This is a genomic window from Shewanella sp. S1-49-MNA-CIBAN-0167 (assembly GCF_040310145.1).
Taxonomy (GTDB): domain Bacteria; phylum Pseudomonadota; class Gammaproteobacteria; order Enterobacterales; family Shewanellaceae; genus Shewanella; species Shewanella psychromarinicola.
This window is the reverse complement of the sequence record NZ_JBEOPO010000002.1, coordinates 20669-40900: the sequence shown is the minus strand read 5'-3', so window position 1 is coordinate 40900 and position 20232 is coordinate 20669. Positions and strand designations below refer to the sequence as shown.

16 protein-coding genes and 1 pseudogene are annotated in these 20232 nt (G+C 42.6%); 14 read left to right on the top strand and 3 right to left on the bottom strand.

What is annotated here, in order from left to right; genetic code table 11:
* Positions 1 to 127: 127 nt before the first annotated feature.
* Both eutC and AAEZ00_RS01290 read right to left on the bottom strand, forming a co-directional pair.
* Entirely contained in the window at positions 128 to 1021 is an 894-nt protein-coding gene (gene eutC, locus AAEZ00_RS01295) for an ethanolamine ammonia-lyase subunit EutC (protein ID WP_351074940.1), read from the bottom strand.
* Positions 1021 to 2424 (bottom strand): ethanolamine ammonia-lyase subunit EutB, encoded by a 1404-nt coding sequence (locus tag AAEZ00_RS01290; RefSeq protein ID WP_351088095.1) that lies wholly within the window; start codon positions 2422 to 2424, stop codon positions 1021 to 1023. Before AAEZ00_RS01290 ends, eutC begins: the two co-directional genes overlap by 1 nt.
* Before the next feature lie 222 nt (positions 2425 to 2646).
* Between AAEZ00_RS01290 and AAEZ00_RS01285 the strand changes: the two genes are divergently transcribed.
* On the top strand, positions 2647 to 3594 hold the full coding sequence (locus tag AAEZ00_RS01285) for a helix-turn-helix domain-containing protein (RefSeq protein ID WP_351088093.1): 948 nt from the start codon (positions 2647 to 2649) through the stop codon (positions 3592 to 3594).
* A gap of 104 nt (positions 3595 to 3698) precedes the next feature.
* Positions 3699 to 4588, top strand: a pseudogene (locus AAEZ00_RS01280) (dienelactone hydrolase family protein).
* Between the two features lie 145 nt (positions 4589 to 4733).
* Here the strand turns inward: AAEZ00_RS01280 and AAEZ00_RS01275 are convergent.
* Positions 4734 to 5648, bottom strand: a complete 915-nt coding sequence (locus tag AAEZ00_RS01275; RefSeq protein WP_101031324.1) for a LysR family transcriptional regulator — start codon at positions 5646 to 5648, stop codon at positions 4734 to 4736.
* A 296-nt stretch (positions 5649 to 5944) separates the two neighbouring features.
* Between AAEZ00_RS01275 and AAEZ00_RS01270 the strand changes: the two genes are divergently transcribed.
* The 12 genes from AAEZ00_RS01270 (at position 5945) to AAEZ00_RS01215 (ending at position 20192) form a co-directional block, all read left to right on the top strand.
* Complete coding sequence (locus AAEZ00_RS01270) at positions 5945 to 6679, top strand: histidine phosphatase family protein (protein ID WP_351074931.1); 735 nt, start codon at positions 5945 to 5947, stop codon at positions 6677 to 6679.
* 103 nt (positions 6680 to 6782) lie between these two features.
* Entirely contained in the window at positions 6783 to 7553 is a 771-nt protein-coding gene (locus tag AAEZ00_RS01265) for an SDR family oxidoreductase (RefSeq protein WP_101031328.1), read from the top strand.
* Positions 7554 to 7680: 127 nt separating this feature from the next.
* Entirely contained in the window at positions 7681 to 8805 is a 1125-nt protein-coding gene (locus AAEZ00_RS01260; protein WP_351074929.1) for an NADH:flavin oxidoreductase, read from the top strand.
* Between the two features lie 88 nt (positions 8806 to 8893).
* Positions 8894 to 10105 (top strand): acyl-CoA dehydrogenase family protein, encoded by a 1212-nt coding sequence (locus AAEZ00_RS01255; protein WP_101031332.1) that lies wholly within the window; start codon positions 8894 to 8896, stop codon positions 10103 to 10105.
* A gap of 124 nt (positions 10106 to 10229) precedes the next feature.
* Positions 10230 to 11270, top strand: coding sequence for a phosphotransferase family protein (locus AAEZ00_RS01250; protein WP_351088091.1), 1041 nt, complete (start codon positions 10230 to 10232; stop codon positions 11268 to 11270).
* Positions 11271 to 11342: 72 nt separating this feature from the next.
* On the top strand, positions 11343 to 12104 hold the full coding sequence (locus tag AAEZ00_RS01245; protein ID WP_101031336.1) for an SDR family NAD(P)-dependent oxidoreductase: 762 nt from the start codon (positions 11343 to 11345) through the stop codon (positions 12102 to 12104).
* 124 nt (positions 12105 to 12228) lie between these two features.
* Complete coding sequence (locus AAEZ00_RS01240; protein WP_351088089.1) at positions 12229 to 14034, top strand: acyl-CoA dehydrogenase; 1806 nt, start codon at positions 12229 to 12231, stop codon at positions 14032 to 14034.
* Between the two features lie 309 nt (positions 14035 to 14343).
* The gene (locus AAEZ00_RS01235) at positions 14344 to 14805 is read left to right on the top strand and encodes a MaoC family dehydratase (protein WP_101031340.1); all 462 of its coding nucleotides are present in this window, start codon (positions 14344 to 14346) and stop codon (positions 14803 to 14805) included.
* A gap of 92 nt (positions 14806 to 14897) precedes the next feature.
* A complete protein-coding gene (locus AAEZ00_RS01230; protein WP_124013138.1) occupies positions 14898 to 15827 on the top strand; it encodes an SDR family NAD(P)-dependent oxidoreductase in 930 nt (309 codons plus the stop codon).
* Positions 15828 to 15938: 111 nt separating this feature from the next.
* The gene (locus AAEZ00_RS01225) at positions 15939 to 17120 is read left to right on the top strand and encodes an acetyl-CoA C-acyltransferase (protein ID WP_124013139.1); all 1182 of its coding nucleotides are present in this window, start codon (positions 15939 to 15941) and stop codon (positions 17118 to 17120) included.
* A 145-nt stretch (positions 17121 to 17265) separates the two neighbouring features.
* A complete protein-coding gene (locus AAEZ00_RS01220) occupies positions 17266 to 18930 on the top strand; it encodes an AMP-binding protein (RefSeq protein WP_101031345.1) in 1665 nt (554 codons plus the stop codon).
* Between the two features lie 197 nt (positions 18931 to 19127).
* Positions 19128 to 20192 carry a patatin-like phospholipase family protein gene (locus AAEZ00_RS01215; RefSeq protein WP_335686564.1) on the top strand — a complete coding sequence of 355 codons (1065 nt, stop codon included), beginning with the start codon at positions 19128 to 19130 and terminating at the stop codon, positions 20190 to 20192.
* Positions 20193 to 20232: the final 40 nt, after the last annotated feature.

Genomic DNA, 20232 nt, shown 5'->3' with positions numbered 1-20232 from the left:
TGTTTTCTCCGTTGGTAGTTAACCTCAGCACGGGTAGTAAACGGTTATCGAACAGGTAAAATATTCTGATTAGGTTTACTTATCCCATCTCTTAAACCGAGTTGAGGTTATTTAGTTTTAATATTTGTTATTCCGCGATTAAAAAGTTTTTGGTTTGTTGATGGTGTTCAATCACATCGTCTTGAGTGCGATCCTTTAAATTTACTCCCGTTAGCTTGATTTTTTGGGCTTGTGTTAATAGATAAACCGCACGTTTGGCTGCTTCGCTATAAAGCAAACCAGCAGGGCGGATGTTCGAAATACAATTTCGACTCGCATCGTTGAGTCCTGTTTTAGGTGCCCAAGTAAGATATAACCCAAGGCTGTCAGGTGAACTTAGCCCCGGCCGCTCGCCTATTAGCACCATCACAATTTGGGCATTTAGCAGCTGACCAATATCATCGCCTATGGCGACACGTCCTTGTTCAACCAAGGTTATTGGGGCTATTTTCCATGGTGTGTCTTGCTGGTTAAGCAGCGTTAATAACTCGGTTATAAATGGTTGGGCATTATTCTGTACCGCCAGTGATGACAAACCATCCACCACCACAATGGCGAGATCGTATTGGCTGTGGGTCGCTTGACCTTGGTTATCCATGTGGGTTAACAACGTTTTGCGACCACTGTCGGCGAGTTTTCTGCCAAGATCTGGGCGTTGTAAATAGGTAATGCGGTCTTTTGCCTGACTGCTGACCTTTATGGGCGTGGCAAGGTTAATCAGTGCTGGGATACTGGCTAGTTGCTCAACCAGTGCATCAATGTCGAGCGGAAAGTTTACCGCGTCGCGTGCTTGCGCATGAGACAATTGAAACGCTAACAACTCAGATGTGGGTAGACTAATGCCCGCTCTGCCAAGGCCTATGCGGGCATCGGTAAAACGGCGAAGATCGCGCCATGGATTGGACACCACAGTGCCATTAGCGAGATGTGATAGGGCTGTACCGACGGCATTATTGGTCTGTTTTACACAAGGTGTGCTCATTAGCGGCCTCCTTGCAGTGCATACAATGGCTTAGAAAATGCGCTCGGTAGCGTGCTCGATAACACACAATCAGTGCTATTTTTCATGATGTTCATTTTTGTTAGCCACTGCTCAAACTCGGGGGCCGGACGGGAACCCAATACTCGGCGGACATATAAAGCATCATGAAATGATGTGGTTTGATAATTAAGCATGATGTCATCTGAGCCGGGGATCCCCATTACAAACGAACATCCTGCAACGCCTAACATGGTGAGTAGATTGTCCATGTCGTTTTGGTCGGCTTCGGCATGGTTGGTGTAGCAAACATCACAGCCCATTGGCACACCGAGTAACTTGGCGCAGAAATGATCTTCAAGTCCTGCCCGGGTAATTTCTTTACCATCAAATAAATATTCAGGACCAATAAAGCCAACAACTGTGTTGACCAGTAATGGATTAAACTTGCGTGCGACGGCATAGGCTCTGGCTTCACAGGTTTGTTGATCTAATCCATGATGTGCATTGGCCGACAACGAGCTGCCTTGGCCCGTTTCAAAATACATCACGTTATTGCCAACGGAGCCTCTATTTAGGCTTAATGCCGCATCTTGGGCCTCTGCTAAGGTATTTAAATTAAAACCGAAACTGCTATTGGTGGCTTCTGTTCCACCAATAGATTGAAACACTAAATCGACCGGTGCACCTGCTTCAATACATTCAATGGTGTTGGTCACATGAGTTAGCACACAGCTTTGGGTTGGTATTTGATATTTTTGGATCACGTCATCCATTAATTTCATCAGTTTAATGGCTTGTGCAACGTTGTCTGTAGCAGGGTTGATGCCAATAACGGCGTCGCCATTGCCATACAACAAACCGTCAAGTATCGAAGCTGCGATACCGTTAACATCGTCGGTAGGGTGGTTAGGTTGTAATCGGGTCGATAAGTGGCCGGGTAAGCCAATGGTATTTCTGAACGCGGTGGTAACATGGCATTTTTTAGCCACAAGAATAAGATCTTGATTGCGCATTATTTTACTGACAGCGGCAGCCATTTCTGGGGTTATGCCCATTTTTACTGCGGCTAATACCTGTGGTGTTGCGTAGTCACTTAACAGCCAATTACGAAAATCCCCTACGGTTAAATGGCTAATATAAGCAAATGCCTGAGTATCATGTTCGTCGAAAATTAACCGAGTCACTTCATCTGTTTCATAGGGAATAAGCGCTTCATTGAGGAAGGTTTTCAATGGCACATCTGCAAGTGTCATTTGAGCTACGGCCCGCTCGCGCGCTGATTGTGCAATGACTCCCGCTAAGCGATCGCCCGAACGTTGTGGCGTCGCTTTCGCCATTAACTCGGCCAGACTTTTAAATTGGTATGTTTGGCTACCTAAAATGTAGCGATACGATTGACTCATGAATTGACCTCATACATCACCGAAGTAAAAACCTTGGTACAGGTTTTGCTGTTTGCTAAGTGATAAATTAATTTCATATATCGTTAACAAAGCTTAATTTGTACCAAGTGACTATCAAGTTTTGGCAAAGTCATTTTTTACTAACTATATCAGCAAGGTAAAATATTTTTTATTGCAGATCTTGTGTGGGGATAGCGAATTCATTGCGAAAAGGGGCGACAGATGAAGCACCATATTAATCAGCGCGCACCACAAAAGAGCGTAGTGCACACTAATGACATCGATGAGCAAGCGCATAATTTAACCCAATGGCAGCAAGTATATGATCAGATCAGTAATGGCAGTTTTTACGGTTGTATTGAGGGCCTTGATTATCCAGACGCGCATTTATTCAAAGAATTTACTCAGCGGGCATTAAGGCAGCAGTGTCATATAGCCCCCAATTCTATTTGGTTGGGCATTCCGCGTAGTTCAGCACAAAGTAAAATAAATGGCTTACAAGTAGAGACTCATCAGTTGATGTGTCGAAATAGTGATTGTGATTTTGAGCTCATCACCCCAGAGCAGTTTACGATTTATGGCGTGGTGATTAATCAACACACTTTATACACCATGGCGGATATACAAGGGCTGTCGTTGAAAAACATGTCGACGCGTGGGGCAGAACGAATTGCTTGTAACCCAATATTACTTAATCAAACTCGTTTGATGATTGAAAAAATTATGAATTACAGCGAACTAGGTTTACCCATTGAGTTACAGCAAGACATGTTAAGCACATTAACTCTTAACTTATTAAGCCAACAATCGTCAACACAAACCGTGGCGCCGAGTTATCAACATCGTCTGGCCGTGGTTGAAAAAGTCAAAGCCTTTATTGATGACCATCCGCAACAAGCGGTGACCATAACCCAGCTCTGTGAGCTCACTTTTGTCAGCCGCCGCACCTTACAGTACAGTTTTGAGAGTATTTTAGGCATTAATCCATTGCGTTTTTTACGCTTAACCCGTTTAAATAATGTGCGCCGAGAGCTGAAACAACCAGGGCAAGAGACTCCCATTGCGGTGATTGCGGCTAATTGGGGCTTTTGGCACCCAGGGCAATTCACCAAAGATTACACCCAACTATTTGGTGAAAATCCGTCGCATACCCTTAAACGTTGCATATGAACCTAATCGGTTAGTGAGGCGTATAGCGCTTACTAAGGTGATGAATGGATCATCATCGACTGAGATACATTATTGACAAAACATTAACCGAAGAGGGAACTCACATGCAGCAAAAATTAAACAATGCCATTCCACAACAAGCCTTTGATTGGTATGACTCATATGCTCATGGCGGAATGGATCGTCGCACGTTTATCACTAAGTTGGGGTCACTTGTCGCACTGGGTTATTCGATGACGGTGCTGACATCTGCTTTACTGCCCAATTACGCTCAAGCTGAACAAATTTCATTTAACGATGCCGACATTAAAGCCACTTACGCCCAATTTGACTCACCATTAGGGCATGGCAAAGGCCAAGGGTATTTAGTCGAACCAACACATAAAAGCGGTTTATTGCCGGTTGTGTTAGTGATCCATGAAAACCGCGGCTTAAACCCATACATTAAAGATGTTGCCAGACGTTTAGCAAAAGCGGGCTTTATCGCTTTTGCGCCAGATGCTTTGTTTTCACTGGGTGGATACCCTGGTAACGATGATGAAGGGCGTCAGATGCAAAGCTCGTTAGACAGAAGTAAGATCGAGCAAGACTTTGTTGCCGCGGGACAATTGTTAAAGGCGCATAAACAAAGTAATGGCAAGCTCGGTGCGGTTGGGTTTTGCTTTGGCGGTTATATCGTAAATTTTTAGCAGCGGTTGACGCTAACTTGATCCAAGCTGGGGTTCCTTTTTACGGCACGCCAGCGGCGAAAGCATTAAGACACAATATTAAGGCACCCTTGTTAATTCAACTTGCTGAGTTAGATGAAAGAGTCAACAATACTTGGCCTGAATATGAACAAGATTTAATAGCGTTTAATGTGCCGTATCAAATGCACATGTATAAAAATGCTAATCATGGATTTCATAATGATTCTACTGGCCGATATGATGAAGTTAACGCTGAGCTTGCGTGGCAACGGACGTTAGCTTTTTTTAATCAACACATCAGTTAATGCCTCATTGCAGATAAGGTCATAAAGGTCAAAAGACTATTATTGTTTTATTGACCTTTATGATAGATATTTCTTATCTGTATATAATAAATAACTTTTAATTATCAAGGCTTTAGTGATAAATTTGAACATTTATTATTGTCTATTATGTAATGGTAATTTTGGTATTTGATGCTGCAATAATCATTTTGTTTCTAAGCCATTTATTCGCGGGTTCTTTGTCGACATTAACATGCCAATATAAATGGACCCCAATATCGGGTAATGCCACCGGCATTGGGTGAATGGCAATATCGAGCATCTGACTGTACATTGCGGCGGCTGTTTTCGGCAACGTCAGTAACATATCGTTATTTAAGATCACTCTACACGCAGATAGGGCATGCTGACAGCGTAATGATATTTTACGGTGTAAGCCTATGCGAGAGAGCTCAAAGTCTTCCAATCCCGGGCCGATCGATCTAGACGATACTAATATATGTTCGAGGTGCAAGTACGTTTTTAAATCGAGTTTTTCAGCAATAGCGGGGTGGTTCTTACGTGAAATAACAACCAGTTGGTCTACTTCTAATTGCGTATGTAAAATATTATTGCTGACAGGGATCAAGGTATCAATGGCCAAATCAATGTCACCACTGGCTAATTTATTTTCCAGTTCCGTTCGTCTTACCCTTTTATTACTGCGTAAATTTATTGCCGGTGATTCTAGCGATAAGCTTTGTTGCAGTATCGGTAAATAGTAGGGTTCTAAAGAACCATGTAATGACAGTGAAAAGCTTTTTCGTGAGGTTAATGGTTCAAATTGTCTTGATTGTACTAAGCAAACTTGCAATTGATGTAATGCTTCTCGAACATCATCAATGACGTTTTTAGCCACAGGGGTTGGCCTCATTTCATTGCCTTGTCTGATGAACAATGCATCGTCAAAATGGGTACGCAATTTTCCTAATGAATGGCTCACCGCAGGTTGCGATAAATTTAATACCGAAGCCGCTTTAGTGATATTTCCTTCGCAATATATTGCATCGAAAACCACAAACAAATTCAAATCAATTTTCATGCTCACTCCTGTGATCTCATGATGAATGTTGAGACCACCTCAATCCATTCGCACTATTAAAATTATAAATAGTAGGGTATTAGAACTATTCATTTGTTCAATTTAGATGTTGGCATTAGCATAGTCAAGTAGATTCGACATAGGGCAAAATTATGTTGAGAAGAGAGTTATATGCATTCAATACATGTGCGGATGTGGCTACTTAGCTTGTAAGTGTTAAATTTAAAACTCATTTAAACAGTGAGTTATCTTTATTTAGAATTGAATCATCATTTTTATTACGTTAGAGGCGCCATATGGCAGCAATTTATTTGATTCGACACGGGCAAGCCTCTTTTGGTAGTACTGATTACGATCAATTATCAGACAAAGGTAGCCAACAAGCGACCTTACTAGGTGAATATTGGCGTTCAAGAGTGGCCCCCAGCAAGTTTTATTGTGGCGATTTATTGCGACACGGCCAAACATTAACCAACTTTGTCAATGGCTATCAAGGGCCAACAACACCAATGGTTATCCACTCGGGTTTCAACGAATTTGATCATGTCGACATTTTGCAGAAATACAATGTTCAGTGGCAAAACTTCGCCCAAATGAGTCAAGAAATTAATCAACAAAACCAGCCAAACAAAGCGCTGCAAAAAGAGTTTTATCAAGCACTCCATCGCTGGATATCGGGCGACAAAGATGATGAATATAAAGAAAGTTGGCCACAGTTTCAGGCGCGCTGTATCCGAGCACTGCAAAATATCATTGAACAAGAACTCGCCAGAAAACGTGAGTTTAGTGCCGTAGTAAGTGGCACTAAAAAATCAAAAGACATTTTAGTGTTTACTTCAGGCGGTACGATTTCAGTCATCATTCAACACATATTGAAATTAACCGATCAACAAACATTGGCGATTAATCAACAGACCAGAAATACCAGTGTGACTAAACTGCTGTTTTCAGAAAACATGTTGAGTGTGGATTATTTCAATAACTATAGTCATTTAGAGCAGGCGGGCGATGATTGGATAACCTTTAAGTAATGTTGAATACAGATTAGGGTCATATCCAGTTGCGGTCTGAAAATAAGCGACTTAACTAATTAACTAAGTACAACAATTAACCCAATAATAATAAGGAAATAACATGAACAATGGCAATCTATTTGATTTAACAGGGAAAGTCGCTTTAGTCACTGGGGCAAGTCGTGGTATTGGGGAAAGTGTTGCCAAAGTATTAGCTCAGTATGGTGCGCATGTGATTGTATCAAGTCGAAAAGTTGAAGCCTGCCAAGCTGTCGTTGATGAAATTGTAAAAGCAGGCGGCAGTGCACAGGCCATAGCGTGTCATATTGGCGAATTAGAACAAATTGATGCCATTTTTGATGCCATAACTGAACAACATGGCAAGCTGGATATTTTAGTTAATAACGCCGCCGCCAATCCGTATTTTGGTCATATCATTGATACCGATTTAATCGCCTTTCAAAAAACCGTCGACGTTAATATTCGTGGTTATTTCTTCATGTCGACCAGAGGCGCAAAATTAATGAAAGATAGTGGCGGCGGCTCAATCATTAATGTGGCTTCTGTTAATGGTGTTATCCCTGGCGATTTTCAAGGTATTTATTCCATCACTAAAGCTGCTGTGATTTCGATGACTCAAGCTTTTGCTAAAGAATGTGCCCAATTTAACATCCGTGTAAATGCATTATTGCCCGGTGGAACAGACACCAAGTTTGCATCAGCCTTAGTTGATAACCCGGCAATTCTTAAACAAATGATGTACCACGTGCCAATGAAACGTGTTGCACAACCTGATGAAATGGCCGGCACCGTATTATATTTAGCGTCAAATGCATCCAGCTATACCACGGGTACCGCCATTAATGTTGATGGTGGTTATTTGATTGGTTAATCGGTCAACGGATAAAGCTAATTAAAGCTAACTAAATCTAGTTAAATCAATAGTTAATCAACAGAATAAAATAATAGCTAATCTAATAACAACAACAAAATAATGAATCAAAAGCTAGGGAAGCATCATGAATAGCGATAAAAACACCAGTGTTAATAAATTATTTGAACCCTTTATCACTAAATCATTGTCATTAAAAAATAAAACCGTAATGGCACCGATGACGCGAGCATTTTCGCCAAATTATATCCCCAATGATGAGGTTGCGGCCTATTACCGCCGACGCGCTGAAGGTGATGTTGGATTAATTATCACTGAAGGGACCTTTATTTCCCATAAAGGTGCTAATGGTTACGAGAATGTGCCTGCTATTTATGGTGACCAAGCCTTAGCAGGTTGGAAACATGTTGTTGATGAAGTGCATGCTGCCGGTGGCAAAATTGCACCACAACTTTGGCATGTGGGTTCAGTGAGGAAAGTCGGCATCGGCCCAGACAAAGAAGCGCCAGCGTATAGCCCTTCAGGTTTGTACAAGCCTGGTGCTAAAAATGGTGTCGCGATGACGCAAGACGATATTAATGAGGTTGTCGCTTCATTTGCCCAAGCTGCACTTGATGCCAAAAATATAGGTTTTGACGCCATTGAAGTTCACGGCGCCCATGGTTATTTGGTCGATCAGTTTTTTTGGGAAGGGACAAATCAACGAGAAGATCACTATGGTGGCTCGTTAGAAAATCGTACCCGCTTTGGGGTTGAAATTGTCAAAGCAATCCGCGCAGCCGTGGGTGACGACTTTACCATTATCTTCCGTTTTTCACAGTGGAAACAACAAGATTACAGCGCCAAGCTTTGTCAAACACCTGCAGAGTTATGTACTTTCTTAGGCTTATTAAGTGATGCTGGCGTTGACATTTTTCACGCCAGCACGCGTCGTTTTTGGATAGCCGAATTTGAAGGTTCTGACCTTGGTCTTGCCGGTTGGACTAAAAAACTCACCAACAAGCCGGTGATCACTGTCGGTAATGTGGGCTTAGATGCTGATTTTATTGGAGAGGGTAATGCTGATTTATCAGGCACGTCGAATCCTACCGGTATTGACGAGTTATTAGTCCGTTTAAACAATGACGAATTTGATTTAGTGGGTATTGGCCGTGCGTTATTAGTTGATCCGCAGTGGGTTAATAAAATTAAGAACCATGCCATTAATGAGATCAAACCTTTTAATAAAAAGTCATTAATGTCTCTTAGTTAGAGTCAGTTGACTTAATGTCTTAAACACAAAGTGTCAGTCAAACTCCAGCACGAGTTAACGCCGTAATGACATCTTATAAGGATAGAAAATGAATTTTGAATACAGTGAAAAAGTTCAAGCGTTAATCAAACGAGTCAACGACTTTATGGATTTGCATGTATTTCCTGTAGAGGAAGAAATGCATAAACAAGTACAACTCGAGCCATGGTCAACGCCACCGTTAATGGAACAACTTAAAGCCAAAGCGAAAGCAGAAGGCTTATGGAATTTATTTTTACCGGTCGCGTACGGCAAATACAGTGCTGGTTTAACTAATTTAGAATATGCACCCCTTGCTGAAATTATGGGTAAAGTGATGTGGGCGCCAGAAGTGTTTAACTGCGCGGCACCTGATACGGGCAATATGGAAGTATTAGCTAAATACGGTAACGAGGCGCAGAAAAAGCAATGGTTAGAGCCGTTGCTTGACGGCAAAATACGTTCAGCGTTTGCAATGACCGAACCTGACGTCGCCTCAAGTGATGCCACTAATATCGAATTACGCATTGAACGTGATGGTGATGAATATGTCATTAATGGTCGCAAATTTTACATTAGTGGTGCGTGTCGCAAACAATGCGAAATCATGATTGTGATGGGCAAAACGGATCCTGGAAACAGCAACCGTTATATACAGCAATCACAAGTGCTTGTGCCGATGAACGCCCCTGGTGTGACCTTGGTTAGACCGATGAAAGTGTTCGGTTATGACGATTCTCCAGAAGGGCACGGCGATGTCATTTTTGACAATGTGCGGGTACCTGTTGAAAACATTATTGCGGGTGAAGGTAAAGGCTTTGAAATTGCTCAAGGTCGTCTTGGGCCTGGGCGTATACATCACTGCATGCGTTCAGTCGGAGTCGCGCAACGTGCGCTAGATTTAATGTGCCAACGGGTTAGCCAGCGCATTGTGTTTGGTCAGCCGATGATCAAACAACAATCGGTACGTGAAGATATTGCTAAGTCGGCTTGCCAAATTGAACAAGCGCGTTTAATGACATTAAAAGCGGCGCAAAAAATGGACACCGAAGGTAATAAAGCCGCCAAAGAGTTAATTGCGATGATTAAAATTGTCGCCCCAAGTATGTCACTTGATGTGATAGACCGCGCCATTCAATGCCATGGCGCAGTGGGCGTGAGTCAAGATACCTTCTTAGCGCATGCATGGGCTGGGCAGCGTACTTTGCGTTTAGCCGATGGTCCTGATCAAGTGCATATGATGCAACTTGGGCGTGATTTAGTTAAAAAAATAGCTAACTAGTATTAAGGCCTGTTGATCTTTCAGGATCAGTTTTGCAGCAGGTTGGAACTTATTTCAACCTGCTGTTTATAATGTTGATAGCTCATACTGGCCACTTAAATTACACAAAAAAGAGTATTGCTAAATGGCACAAGAATCTCCCGTTAATAATGAACAGCTTACTGCTTATCTAGAAGCCCATGTTGATGGCTTTAGAGGGCCAATCACCCTTGAGAAATTTGCCGGTGGTCAATCAAACCCAACGTTTAAAGTCACCTCAGCATCGGGTGTGTATGTGCTTCGCCGCCAACCGTCGGGGAAATTATTAAAGTCAGCTCATGCTGTAGATCGTGAATATCGTGTATTAAATGCCTTAAAAGACAGCGACGTGCCGGTTGCAAAAGTATTTCACCTGTGTGAAGACAGCAGCATTATCGGTTCAATGTTTTATCTGATGCAATTTTGTGATGGCACAGTTTATTGGAGCGCATCATTAGCTGAGATTGACACCAATGAGCAACGCTCAGCCATGTATGACGCAATGAATAAAGTACTGGTTGCTTTGCACAGTGTTGATGTAGATGCGGTTGGATTATCAGATTACGGCAAAGCAGGTAACTACTTTGAGCGTCAACTCACGCGCTGGACATCACAATATCGCGCCACAGAACTGAAAAAAATTGCCGCGATGGATGAACTGAGCCAATGGCTTGAACAACATGTACCGGAAGATGATGGCCGTGTTTGTTTAGTCCATGGCGATTTTCGCTTAGACAATATGATGTTTGCTAAAGATAGCCCCGATATTATCGCCTTACTTGACTGGGAACTATCGACACTAGGTCATCCATTTGCTGATTTAGCGTATCAATGTATGCAACTGCGCATGCCAGCAGGTATGGGCAGTATTGACGGTTTACAAGATATTGACCGCGCCAGCTTAGGCATCCCAACAGAAGCGGAATATGTCGCTCTGTATTGCCAACGAATGGGAATAGGGCACATTGAAAACTGGGTGTTTTATTTGGCTTTTAGTTTCTTCCGTTTAGCGGCCATCGCCCAAGGAGTCGCTAAACGTGCCACCGAAGGCAACGCGTCTAATGAACATGCCAATAAAGTGGGCTCGTTTGTCGAACCACTGGCAAAAATGGCCTTAGAGGTCATTGCTAAAGAGATAAAGAGATAAAGAGAGTTAATCAATAAACTAACAAAACAAAACTCAACATAGAAAAGACCATCAATTACAGGAGTTACTCGCATGGATCCATTATTAGACTTTACCGGTAAGGTTGCCGTTATTACTGGCGCGGCTCAAGGTTTTGGTAAGTTACTGGCTGAAGAGTTAGCCAAACGTGGCGCTAAATTAGTGATTAGCGACATTAACGAAGCGGGTGTAAACAAGGTAGCGGACGATATTGCCTCTAGTGGTGCCGACGTGATCGCGATGAAATGTGATGTGTCTAAAGATGCGTCATGCAAAGCCATGGTTGAGACTGCGATTAAACATTTTGGTCGAGTTGATATTGGGGTTAACAATGCCGGTATTGCCCATGAGTTTAAGCCGTTTCATGAGATTGATGAATCTATTATGGACAGCCAGTTTGCTGTCAATGTGAAAGGTGTCCAATTTGGCATGCGTCATCAAATACAGCAAATGCTCAAACAAGGCCAGGGAGCCATTCTCAATGTTAGTTCGATGGCGGGTCTAGGTGGCGCAGCTCGAGGCAGCGCTTATTCTATGGCTAAACACGCTGTGATTGGCTTAACCAAAACCGGCGCAGTGGAGTACGGTCGCGACAATATTCGTATTAATGCAATTTGCCCATTTTTTACTCTTACCCCTATGGTCACCAATTTTGCTGACGAAGAAAAACAAAAGAAAATGGCCCGTGGAGCTCCAATGAACCGCCTAGGTGAACCTAAAGAAATCGTTGCTGTGATGCTGATGATGTTGTCACCTGCAAATACCTATATGACGGGCCAATGTATTGCGGTAGATGGTGGCGTGTCAGCGTTTTAACCTTGCCTGCGGGCATCATACTGCCATCAAAGTAACCTGCTCAGTGATTTGCTTCGCTACTGAGTAACTTAGTTAGTTACTCAGTTACTTGGTTAGTTATAAAACAAGATAAGAAGAGAATATTATGCCTGCAACGTTAATGAATCAACGTGATCTTGAATTTATGCTTTACGAACTGTTTGATAGTGAAGCATTAACCAGCAGAGAGCGTTATCAAGATCATGACCGCCAAACCTTTAATGAAGTGGTTAATACCGCCAAAACGATTGCAGAAAAATATTTTCTTCCGATCCGTCGCAAATTGGATATTGAACAACCCACTTTTGATGGTAAAAAAGTGCATATCATCCCTGAGCTTAAAACAGCCATCGACGCGGTAAACGAGTCTGGGATTGGTGCTGCAACTGCAGATTATAATTTAGGAGGCATGCAACTGCCACCTATTATTGCCAGTGCCGCGGGTTCGTATCTTAGCGTCGCCGGTGGCGCAGGCATGGGCTATAACATGTTGACCACGGCTAATGCCAATTTACTCCAAGCCCACGGCAGTGCTGAGCTGATTGAAACCTGGGTGAAACCGATGCGAGAAGGTCGGTTTATGGGCACCATGGCCATGACTGAACCTGGCAGCGGTTCCGCTTTAGGCGATTTAACCACAAAAGCGGTAAAAGCTGAGGATGGCACCTATCGCATTAGCGGCAGTAAAATCTATATTTCAGGCGGCGATCATGATTTAAGCGAGAACATTGTCCATTTAGTCCTTGCCAGAATTCAGGGTGCTCCCAAAGGTGTTAAAGGGATTTCGTTATTTGTTGTGCCTAAGTTTTTGCTTAATGATGATGGGTCGCTGGGCGATGACAATGAAGTGGCGCTGGCAGGCTTGTTTCATAAAATGGGTGGCCGAGCACAAACATCTACAGCACTGAGTTTTGGTGAGAAAAAGGGATCAATTGGCTATTTAGTCGGTGAAGAACACTGTGGTTTAAAATACATGTTCCACATGATGAACGAAGCCCGCATTATGGTCGGCACCAGTGGCGCAGTGCTCGCGGTTGCCGGATATCAATATTCAGTGGACTACGCTAAAAACCGTCCTCAAGGTCGATTACCATCGTGTAAAGATCCACAATCTCCTATGGTGAATATCATTGAACATGCGGATGTAAAACGTATGCTATTAGCCCAAAAATCCTATGCAGAAGGGGCAATGGCTCTAGTGCTGTACGGTACTCAATTAAGTGATGATTCACATACCTCAGCCACAGCCGAGCAACGCCAATATGCACATACATTGTTGGACTTTTTAACGCCCATCATTAAAACATGGCCATCAGAATATGGCCCCAAAGCGAACTCCCTTGCGATTCAAGTCATGGGCGGCCATGGTTATATAAACGAGCATCCGGTTGAAATGTTCTATCGTGATAATCGCTTAAACCCTATTCATGAAGGCACTACCGGGATCCAATCATTAGATTTGATCACTCGTAAAGTGCCGATGAATAACATGCAAGGCTATAAGGCTACGTTAGCTGAAATGGTTAAAACGATTGAATACGCAAAACAATACCCAAGCTTAAACGAGTTTTCTTCACAATTAAGCCAAGCGCTTGATACGTTAAGTGTGACAACGCAAGCGGTGTTAAGCGCGATGTCGACTAAAAATATTGATTTAGCCTTAGCAAATTCAGTCAAATACTTAGAGTTATTTGGTCACGTGATTATTGCTTGGTTATGGCTTAAGCAAAGTATTGTTGCGACTAAAGCGATAGCCGAACAACCGCACCAAGCCGATATGCATTTTTATCAAGGCAAATTGCAGGCTTGTCAGTATTTTTATCGATTTGAATTGCCTGAAATTAGCGTATGGTCAAATTTACTGATCAATACTGACAGCACCAGCTTTGATATGCAGCCTGACTGGTTTTAATTTAGGTTTTAATTTGATGTCTAATTAATGCGATACGACTGCAGATTTATGCCATTAATGCGCAGTGGCGTTTTATAAAATCGAGTTTACAAAAAACATTACCGCGCCATGGGTAATGTTTTTTTGTTTGTGACTTGCTCATTTTATTTTGTCACGTTTGCATCCTCTACATCACCAAGCTATTCATCCTGTGAATAGCTTGGTATTAAAACTATTCATTTGTTTAATTTACCTACCCCAACTAGCATGAGATATCGCTTAAATTTTATTCATGGATTGTACCGCGAAAGTACAAAAGGAAAGGGAATAATGCCGACAGTAATTAATCGAAATGACATTGCCAACTATATTGGCTATCAAGCTGAGCCAACAGGTTGGCACCAAATTACCCAAGAGCAAATTAATCAATTTGCTGACTGCACTCTGGATCATCAATTTATTCACGTAGATGTTGAGAAAGCCAAAGCAACCCCTTTTGGTTCAACCATCGCCCACGGTTTTTTATCGTTATCTATGCTGTCGCATTTTGCTGAAAATTTTAGCGTCATTATCGATGGCTTCTATATGGGGCTAAATGCCGGTTTCGATAAAGTACGATTTTTGCAACCTGTTACCGTCAATAGCCGCATTAGAGCGCATGCTAAAACCCTTTCAATAGCAGAAAAAAAACCAGGGCAATTTAGACTATCGACCGAAGTGACCATTGAAATAGAAGGCTGCGATACACCGGCATTGGTTGCCGAGTGGATATCGGTGCAAATGGTTAAATAGTGATGCTTTAGAAGTGATGCTTCTAAAATGATGGTTAAGTAAAAGTCTGACGCATAAAATAAACAATAATAATAAACAGTTAAGGTAAAAACATGACAATTAGTTTTGCAGGAAAAGTGGCTATTGTAACGGGTGCCGGTAACGGTTTAGGCCGCTCACATGCATTGGAATTGGCCAGACGCGGTGCCAAAGTAGTGGTTAACGACTTAGGCGGTGCTCGTGATGGCAGCGGCGCATCTTCAGCGGCGTCACAAGAAGTGGTGCAGTTAATTGAAGAGATGGGCGGCGAAGCGATTAGCCATGGTGCTAACGTAGCCAATTTTGACGAAGTACAAGACATGGTGCAACAAACCATGGATAAATGGGGTCGAGTCGACATTCTGATTAACAACGCAGGTATTTTGCGGGATAAGTCATTTTCAAAAATGACTTTAGATGACTTTAAATTGGTCATGGACGTGCATGTTATGGGTTCTGTTAACTGCACCAAAGCGGTGTGGGAAATCATGAAACAACAAAACTACGGCCGTATCGTCATGACAACGTCATCGAGTGGCATGTACGGTAACTTTGGTCAGGCAAATTACGGAGCCGCTAAAATGGCCGTCATTGGGCTAATGAATACCTTAGTGCTTGAAGGTGCAAAAAATAATATCAACATCAATGCGCTTGCGCCAACGGCTGGTACACGGATGACTGAAGATTTAATGCCAGAAGAAATAGTTAAGGCGTTTTCCCCCGAAGCGGTAACGGCAGGCATGCTGACCTTGTGCGATGAAGACGCGCCAAATCGGTTTATTTTATGTGCCGGAGCCGGTGGCTATTCGAGTGCCTGTATCTTTGAAACAGAAGGCTGTTTTATTCCTAAAACATCGCAAAACCCAGAAACCGTGCGTCAAAACTGGGCGTTACTCACGGCTCAAGAGAATCAACAATCGTTACTGTCGGGTGCCAAGCAAGGTGAGAAGTTTGTGATGAAGGCAATGGCGTTTATGAAGTCTCAACAGCAGTCTCAACAGTAATAGCCTAGTGCGGCAATCATTACGCGAGTCATGACTTGAATAATCATGGCTAATAACAGCACCAAGTCCGATCGAACGATAAACAACAACTATAAAAAGACAGGAATTATCATGAGAGAAGCCGTCATTGTATCAGCCGCCCGAACACCTATAGGTAAAGCCTATCGCGGTGCATTTAACGATTTATCCGCCCCGACGTTAGCGGCCGTTGCGGTAAACGCCGCAATAGAGAGAGCGGGTATTGACCCTCATGACATTGAAGATTGTATTTTTGGTGCTGCGTTAACTCAAGGCAACCAAGGAATGAACTTTGGTCGTCAAGTGGCCATGGCGGCACAATTACCGGTATCTGTGCCGGGCATGACTGTCGATCGTCAATGTTCTTCAGGATTAATGTCTATTGCTATCGCTGCCAACCATATCGTTGTTGATGGTGCCCAAATTGTTGTCGCCGGGGGTTGTGACTCAATCAGCTTAGTACAAAACGATAAAATGAATATGCATCGTGCGGTTGATCCCAGCATAAAAGCTTACCAACCAGCCATTTATATGCCGATGCTTGATACTGCCGAAGTGGTTGCTGAACGATATGGTATTTCTCGTGAAGCACAAGATGCCTACGCTTTAACATCTCAACTACGCACCGCAGCGGCGCAAACTGAAGGCCGATTTGATGATGAAATTGTGCCTGTTACTTGCACTAAGCTGGTAATGGACAAAGCCAGCGGTGAAATGAGTAAGCAACAAGTCACCTTAACCAAGGATGAAGGTAATCGCCCGTCTACCGATCTACAAGGTTTGGCAAGCTTAAAAGCGGTCAAAGAATCCGGCTCGATTACCGGCGGTAATGCGTCGCAACTCTCTGATGGTGCTGCGGCTGTGGTAGTCATGGAGCGTGAATTAGCAGAGCAACGTGGGTTGAGTCCTTTAGGGGCGTATCGGGGCATGGTAGTTGTGGGCTGTGAACCTGATGAAATGGGCATAGGCCCAATTTATGCGATTCCAAAATTACTTGAGCGCCATGGTCTCACAATTGACGATATTGGTTTATGGGAAATCAATGAAGCGTTTGCTGTTCAAGTGATTTATTGTGCTGAAAAGCTCGGTATTCCAGCCGATCGTTTAAATGTTGATGGCGGCGCAATCTCCATTGGCCATCCTTATGGCATGAGCGGCACTCGCATGGTAATGCATGCGCTAATTGAAGGTAAACGTCGTGGGGTTAAATACGTGGTGATCAGTATGTGTATTGGCGGTGGTCAGGGAGCCGCGGGCTTATTTGAAGTGTTATAAGTCTGGCTCAATGTTAGGTTGATAAAAAGTTAATGAAACGTTAATGTCTGGTTAAGTTAATTTTTGCATCATACAAAATAATAATAAACATAGCTGCTAGAGTATTTGCTAGCCACTAATAACGTAACATTTGGGGAAAAATATTATGGAAAAGATTTGGCTTGAAAAGAGTTATCCGCCAGGGGTTGAGTTTGAAATAGATCCTGATAAATATAATTCTTTGGCAGATTTATTCTTAATTTATACCAAGTTGTATGCAAATAATACTGCGTTCATTAATATGGATGTCAGCATTACTTATCAGCAACTTGAACAACAAGCGACGGATTTTGCTGCTTACTTACAGCAAGATTTAGGCTTAGTTAAGGGTGATAAATTTGCCATCATGATCCCCAATACACTGCAATATCCCATTGCACTATTTGGCGCACTGATTGCGGGTCTGACGGTGGTTAACGTTAATCCACTGTATACCGCCCGCGAGTTAGAACATCAATTAAAAGACTCTGGCACTAAAGGGATCCTTATTCTTGAAAACTTTGCTCATGTATTACAGTCTGTTATTAATAAAACCGATGTAAAGCATGTGATCCTCACAGGCGTAGGTGACAGGTTAGGTATGATTAAAGGCGCACTCGTCAACGGCGCAATTAAGCATGTAAAAAAACTAGTTCCAGCGTTTGATTTGCCCAATGCCATTAAATTTAATGACGCAATGGCCAAAGGCAGTAAACTTAATTTGACGCCAGTTGAGGTTGTGGGTGCTGATTTGGCCTTTTTACAATATACCGGTGGTACCACAGGCCCATCAAAAGGCGCCATGCTGACTCATCGCAACATGGTGGCCAACATAGAACAGTCCAATGCGGTTACAAAAAATGTCTTCGAAATAAACAAAGAAATTATGATAACTGCTTTGCCGCTTTATCATATCTATGCGTTAACCTCTAATTGTTTGGCCTTTTTACCATTTGGCGGCACTAATCTATTAATCACCAATCCAAGAGACATGGCAGGTTTTGTTAAAGAGCTGGCTAAATATCGCTTTACCGTTATTACTGGGGTAAATACCTTATTTAATGGGCTACTAAATACCCCTGGATTCGACAAACTTGATTTTAGTGCCTTAAAAATGGGGCTTGGTGGTGGAATGGCTGTGCAACGTCCGGTTGCAGAGCTTTGGGAAAAAGTCACTAACAGTCGACTTTTAGAAGGATATGGATTAACCGAATGTGCGCCCTTAGTGACATTAAGTCCTTATAACCAAAAAAGTTTCAATGGCTCTATTGGTTTGCCTGCATCATCAACGGATATTCGATTAGTCGGGGCTGATGGTGAAGACGTGGCATTAGGTGAGCCGGGCGAAATGTGGGTTAAAGGTCCACAAGTGATGAAAGGCTATTACAATCGCCAAAAAGCGACCGATGAAGTCTTAATCGATGGTTGGTTAGCGACAGGTGATATCGCCACCATGGATGAAAATGGTTTTTTCAAAATTGTTGATCGAAAGAAAGATATGATCAATGTTTCAGGTTTTAATGTATTTCCAAACGAAATCGAAGAAGTACTGGTGATGCATGAAGGGGTTCTTGAAGCTGCCGCTGTGGGGGTGTCGTGCGATATCACTGGTGAGCGAGTCAAAGTGTACATTGTTCGAAAAGACCCAACGCTTACCGAGCAAGATATACTCGATCATTGTAATAAAATGCTCACCAATTATAAGCGACCTAAAGTAGTTGAATTTATGAATGAATTGCCCAAAAGTAATGTGGGTAAAGTGTTACGCAAAGATCTTCGTAATAAGGCGTAAGCTTCATCGATGCTACTTTTTAGAGACTAATGTTTTAATAACAACTGTCTAATCATTAACCTAGATGCTTTAGTGTCGAAGTTTAGTATTGAAGTTTTAGTCTCGAAACTTTAGTCTCGAAGCTTTAAGTCCCGAAGCTTTAGTCTCGAAACTTAACTGTCGGCATTTATTGCCGACAGTTTAACAATAAGAGTCATATGTTAGAAATATATGCTGGTGAAACGGCCTTAAAAAAGATCCAGCAAGATGGATTTTCCCCTGAGTTATTTAGCGCTTTCCTTGGTGCAAGCGGTGGGCCCAAATGGTTTACCTTACTGGGATTAGATAAATATATCTTTGGGGAGTTTTTCAAAGGCAGACAGCAGCCGTTAAATCTCATTGGCTCAAGTGCTGGTGCGTTTCGCGCCGCGTGCTTTGCGCAAAAAGACCCCGTAGCGGCAATAGAGCGTTTAGCTAAACACTACAGTGAAACCGTGTACTCGGATAATACTAAACCCAAAGCGGCAGAAATTACCGCTAAAGCCATTGAATTGCTTGATGCGCTCTTTGGTGACAACGGCGCAGCTGAAATTATTAATAATAACGTCTTTAAAGCCCATTTTATTGTGGCTAAATGCAATGGTTTCGTAGCATCAGAAAACACGTTCACACTAGGGGCTGGGTTGGTTAACAGCGTAATTAGAAATACCTTGAGTCGCTCGTTACTAAATAGTCAATATGAACGATATATATTTCAGCATAATCAAAGCGATTTAGTTCTCCACGATCCGGATAACATCCCAACTACCGCGGTGGCTTTTAGTCAACACAATATCAAAGCTGCGCTACTGGCGTCAGGTTCTATTCCTATGGTGATGCAAGGCATAAAAGATATTGTTGATTGTCCACCCGGCATGTATCGAGATGGCGGCATTATCGATTATCATTTTGATTTCAATATTCAAAATCAAGGCTTAATCCTTTACCCTCATTTTAGCTCGACATTAAAAGCGGGCTGGTTCGATAAAAAGCTGTCCCGCAACGTCAGGCTAGAACACTACGATAAAACCGTATTGCTTTGTCCTTCTGCTGAATTTGTTGAATCCTTGCCCTATAAAAAAATTCCTGACCGTAGTGATTTTATCGACATGAAACCCGCTCAGCGCATCCAGTATTGGCAACAGGTTTTCGTTGAAAGTGAAAAGCTTGCACAGCACTTTAAACACTTTTATCAAACCCAAAATATCAGCAGCATAAAAAGTATTAAGCAGCTCATTAGGTAATAACAGCAAAATGACACAAGAATCTCACCAGGATGACAAT

Coding starts and splice junctions, on each gene's coding strand:
- eutC (WP_351074940.1), bottom strand. CDS start 1,021: ATGAGCACACCTTGTGTAAAACAGACCAATAATGCCGTCGGTACAGCC.
- AAEZ00_RS01290 (WP_351088095.1), bottom strand. CDS start 2,424: ATGAGTCAATCGTATCGCTACATTTTAGGTAGCCAAACATACCAATTT.
- AAEZ00_RS01285 (WP_351088093.1), top strand. CDS start 2,647: ATGAAGCACCATATTAATCAGCGCGCACCACAAAAGAGCGTAGTGCAC.
- AAEZ00_RS01275 (WP_101031324.1), bottom strand. CDS start 5,648: ATGAAAATTGATTTGAATTTGTTTGTGGTTTTCGATGCAATATATTGC.
- AAEZ00_RS01270 (WP_351074931.1), top strand. CDS start 5,945: ATGGCAGCAATTTATTTGATTCGACACGGGCAAGCCTCTTTTGGTAGT.
- AAEZ00_RS01265 (WP_101031328.1), top strand. CDS start 6,783: ATGAACAATGGCAATCTATTTGATTTAACAGGGAAAGTCGCTTTAGTC.
- AAEZ00_RS01260 (WP_351074929.1), top strand. CDS start 7,681: ATGAATAGCGATAAAAACACCAGTGTTAATAAATTATTTGAACCCTTT.
- AAEZ00_RS01255 (WP_101031332.1), top strand. CDS start 8,894: ATGAATTTTGAATACAGTGAAAAAGTTCAAGCGTTAATCAAACGAGTC.
- AAEZ00_RS01250 (WP_351088091.1), top strand. CDS start 10,230: ATGGCACAAGAATCTCCCGTTAATAATGAACAGCTTACTGCTTATCTA.
- AAEZ00_RS01245 (WP_101031336.1), top strand. CDS start 11,343: ATGGATCCATTATTAGACTTTACCGGTAAGGTTGCCGTTATTACTGGC.
- AAEZ00_RS01240 (WP_351088089.1), top strand. CDS start 12,229: ATGCCTGCAACGTTAATGAATCAACGTGATCTTGAATTTATGCTTTAC.
- AAEZ00_RS01235 (WP_101031340.1), top strand. CDS start 14,344: ATGCCGACAGTAATTAATCGAAATGACATTGCCAACTATATTGGCTAT.
- AAEZ00_RS01230 (WP_124013138.1), top strand. CDS start 14,898: ATGACAATTAGTTTTGCAGGAAAAGTGGCTATTGTAACGGGTGCCGGT.
- AAEZ00_RS01225 (WP_124013139.1), top strand. CDS start 15,939: ATGAGAGAAGCCGTCATTGTATCAGCCGCCCGAACACCTATAGGTAAA.
- AAEZ00_RS01220 (WP_101031345.1), top strand. CDS start 17,266: ATGGAAAAGATTTGGCTTGAAAAGAGTTATCCGCCAGGGGTTGAGTTT.
- AAEZ00_RS01215 (WP_335686564.1), top strand. CDS start 19,128: ATGTTAGAAATATATGCTGGTGAAACGGCCTTAAAAAAGATCCAGCAA.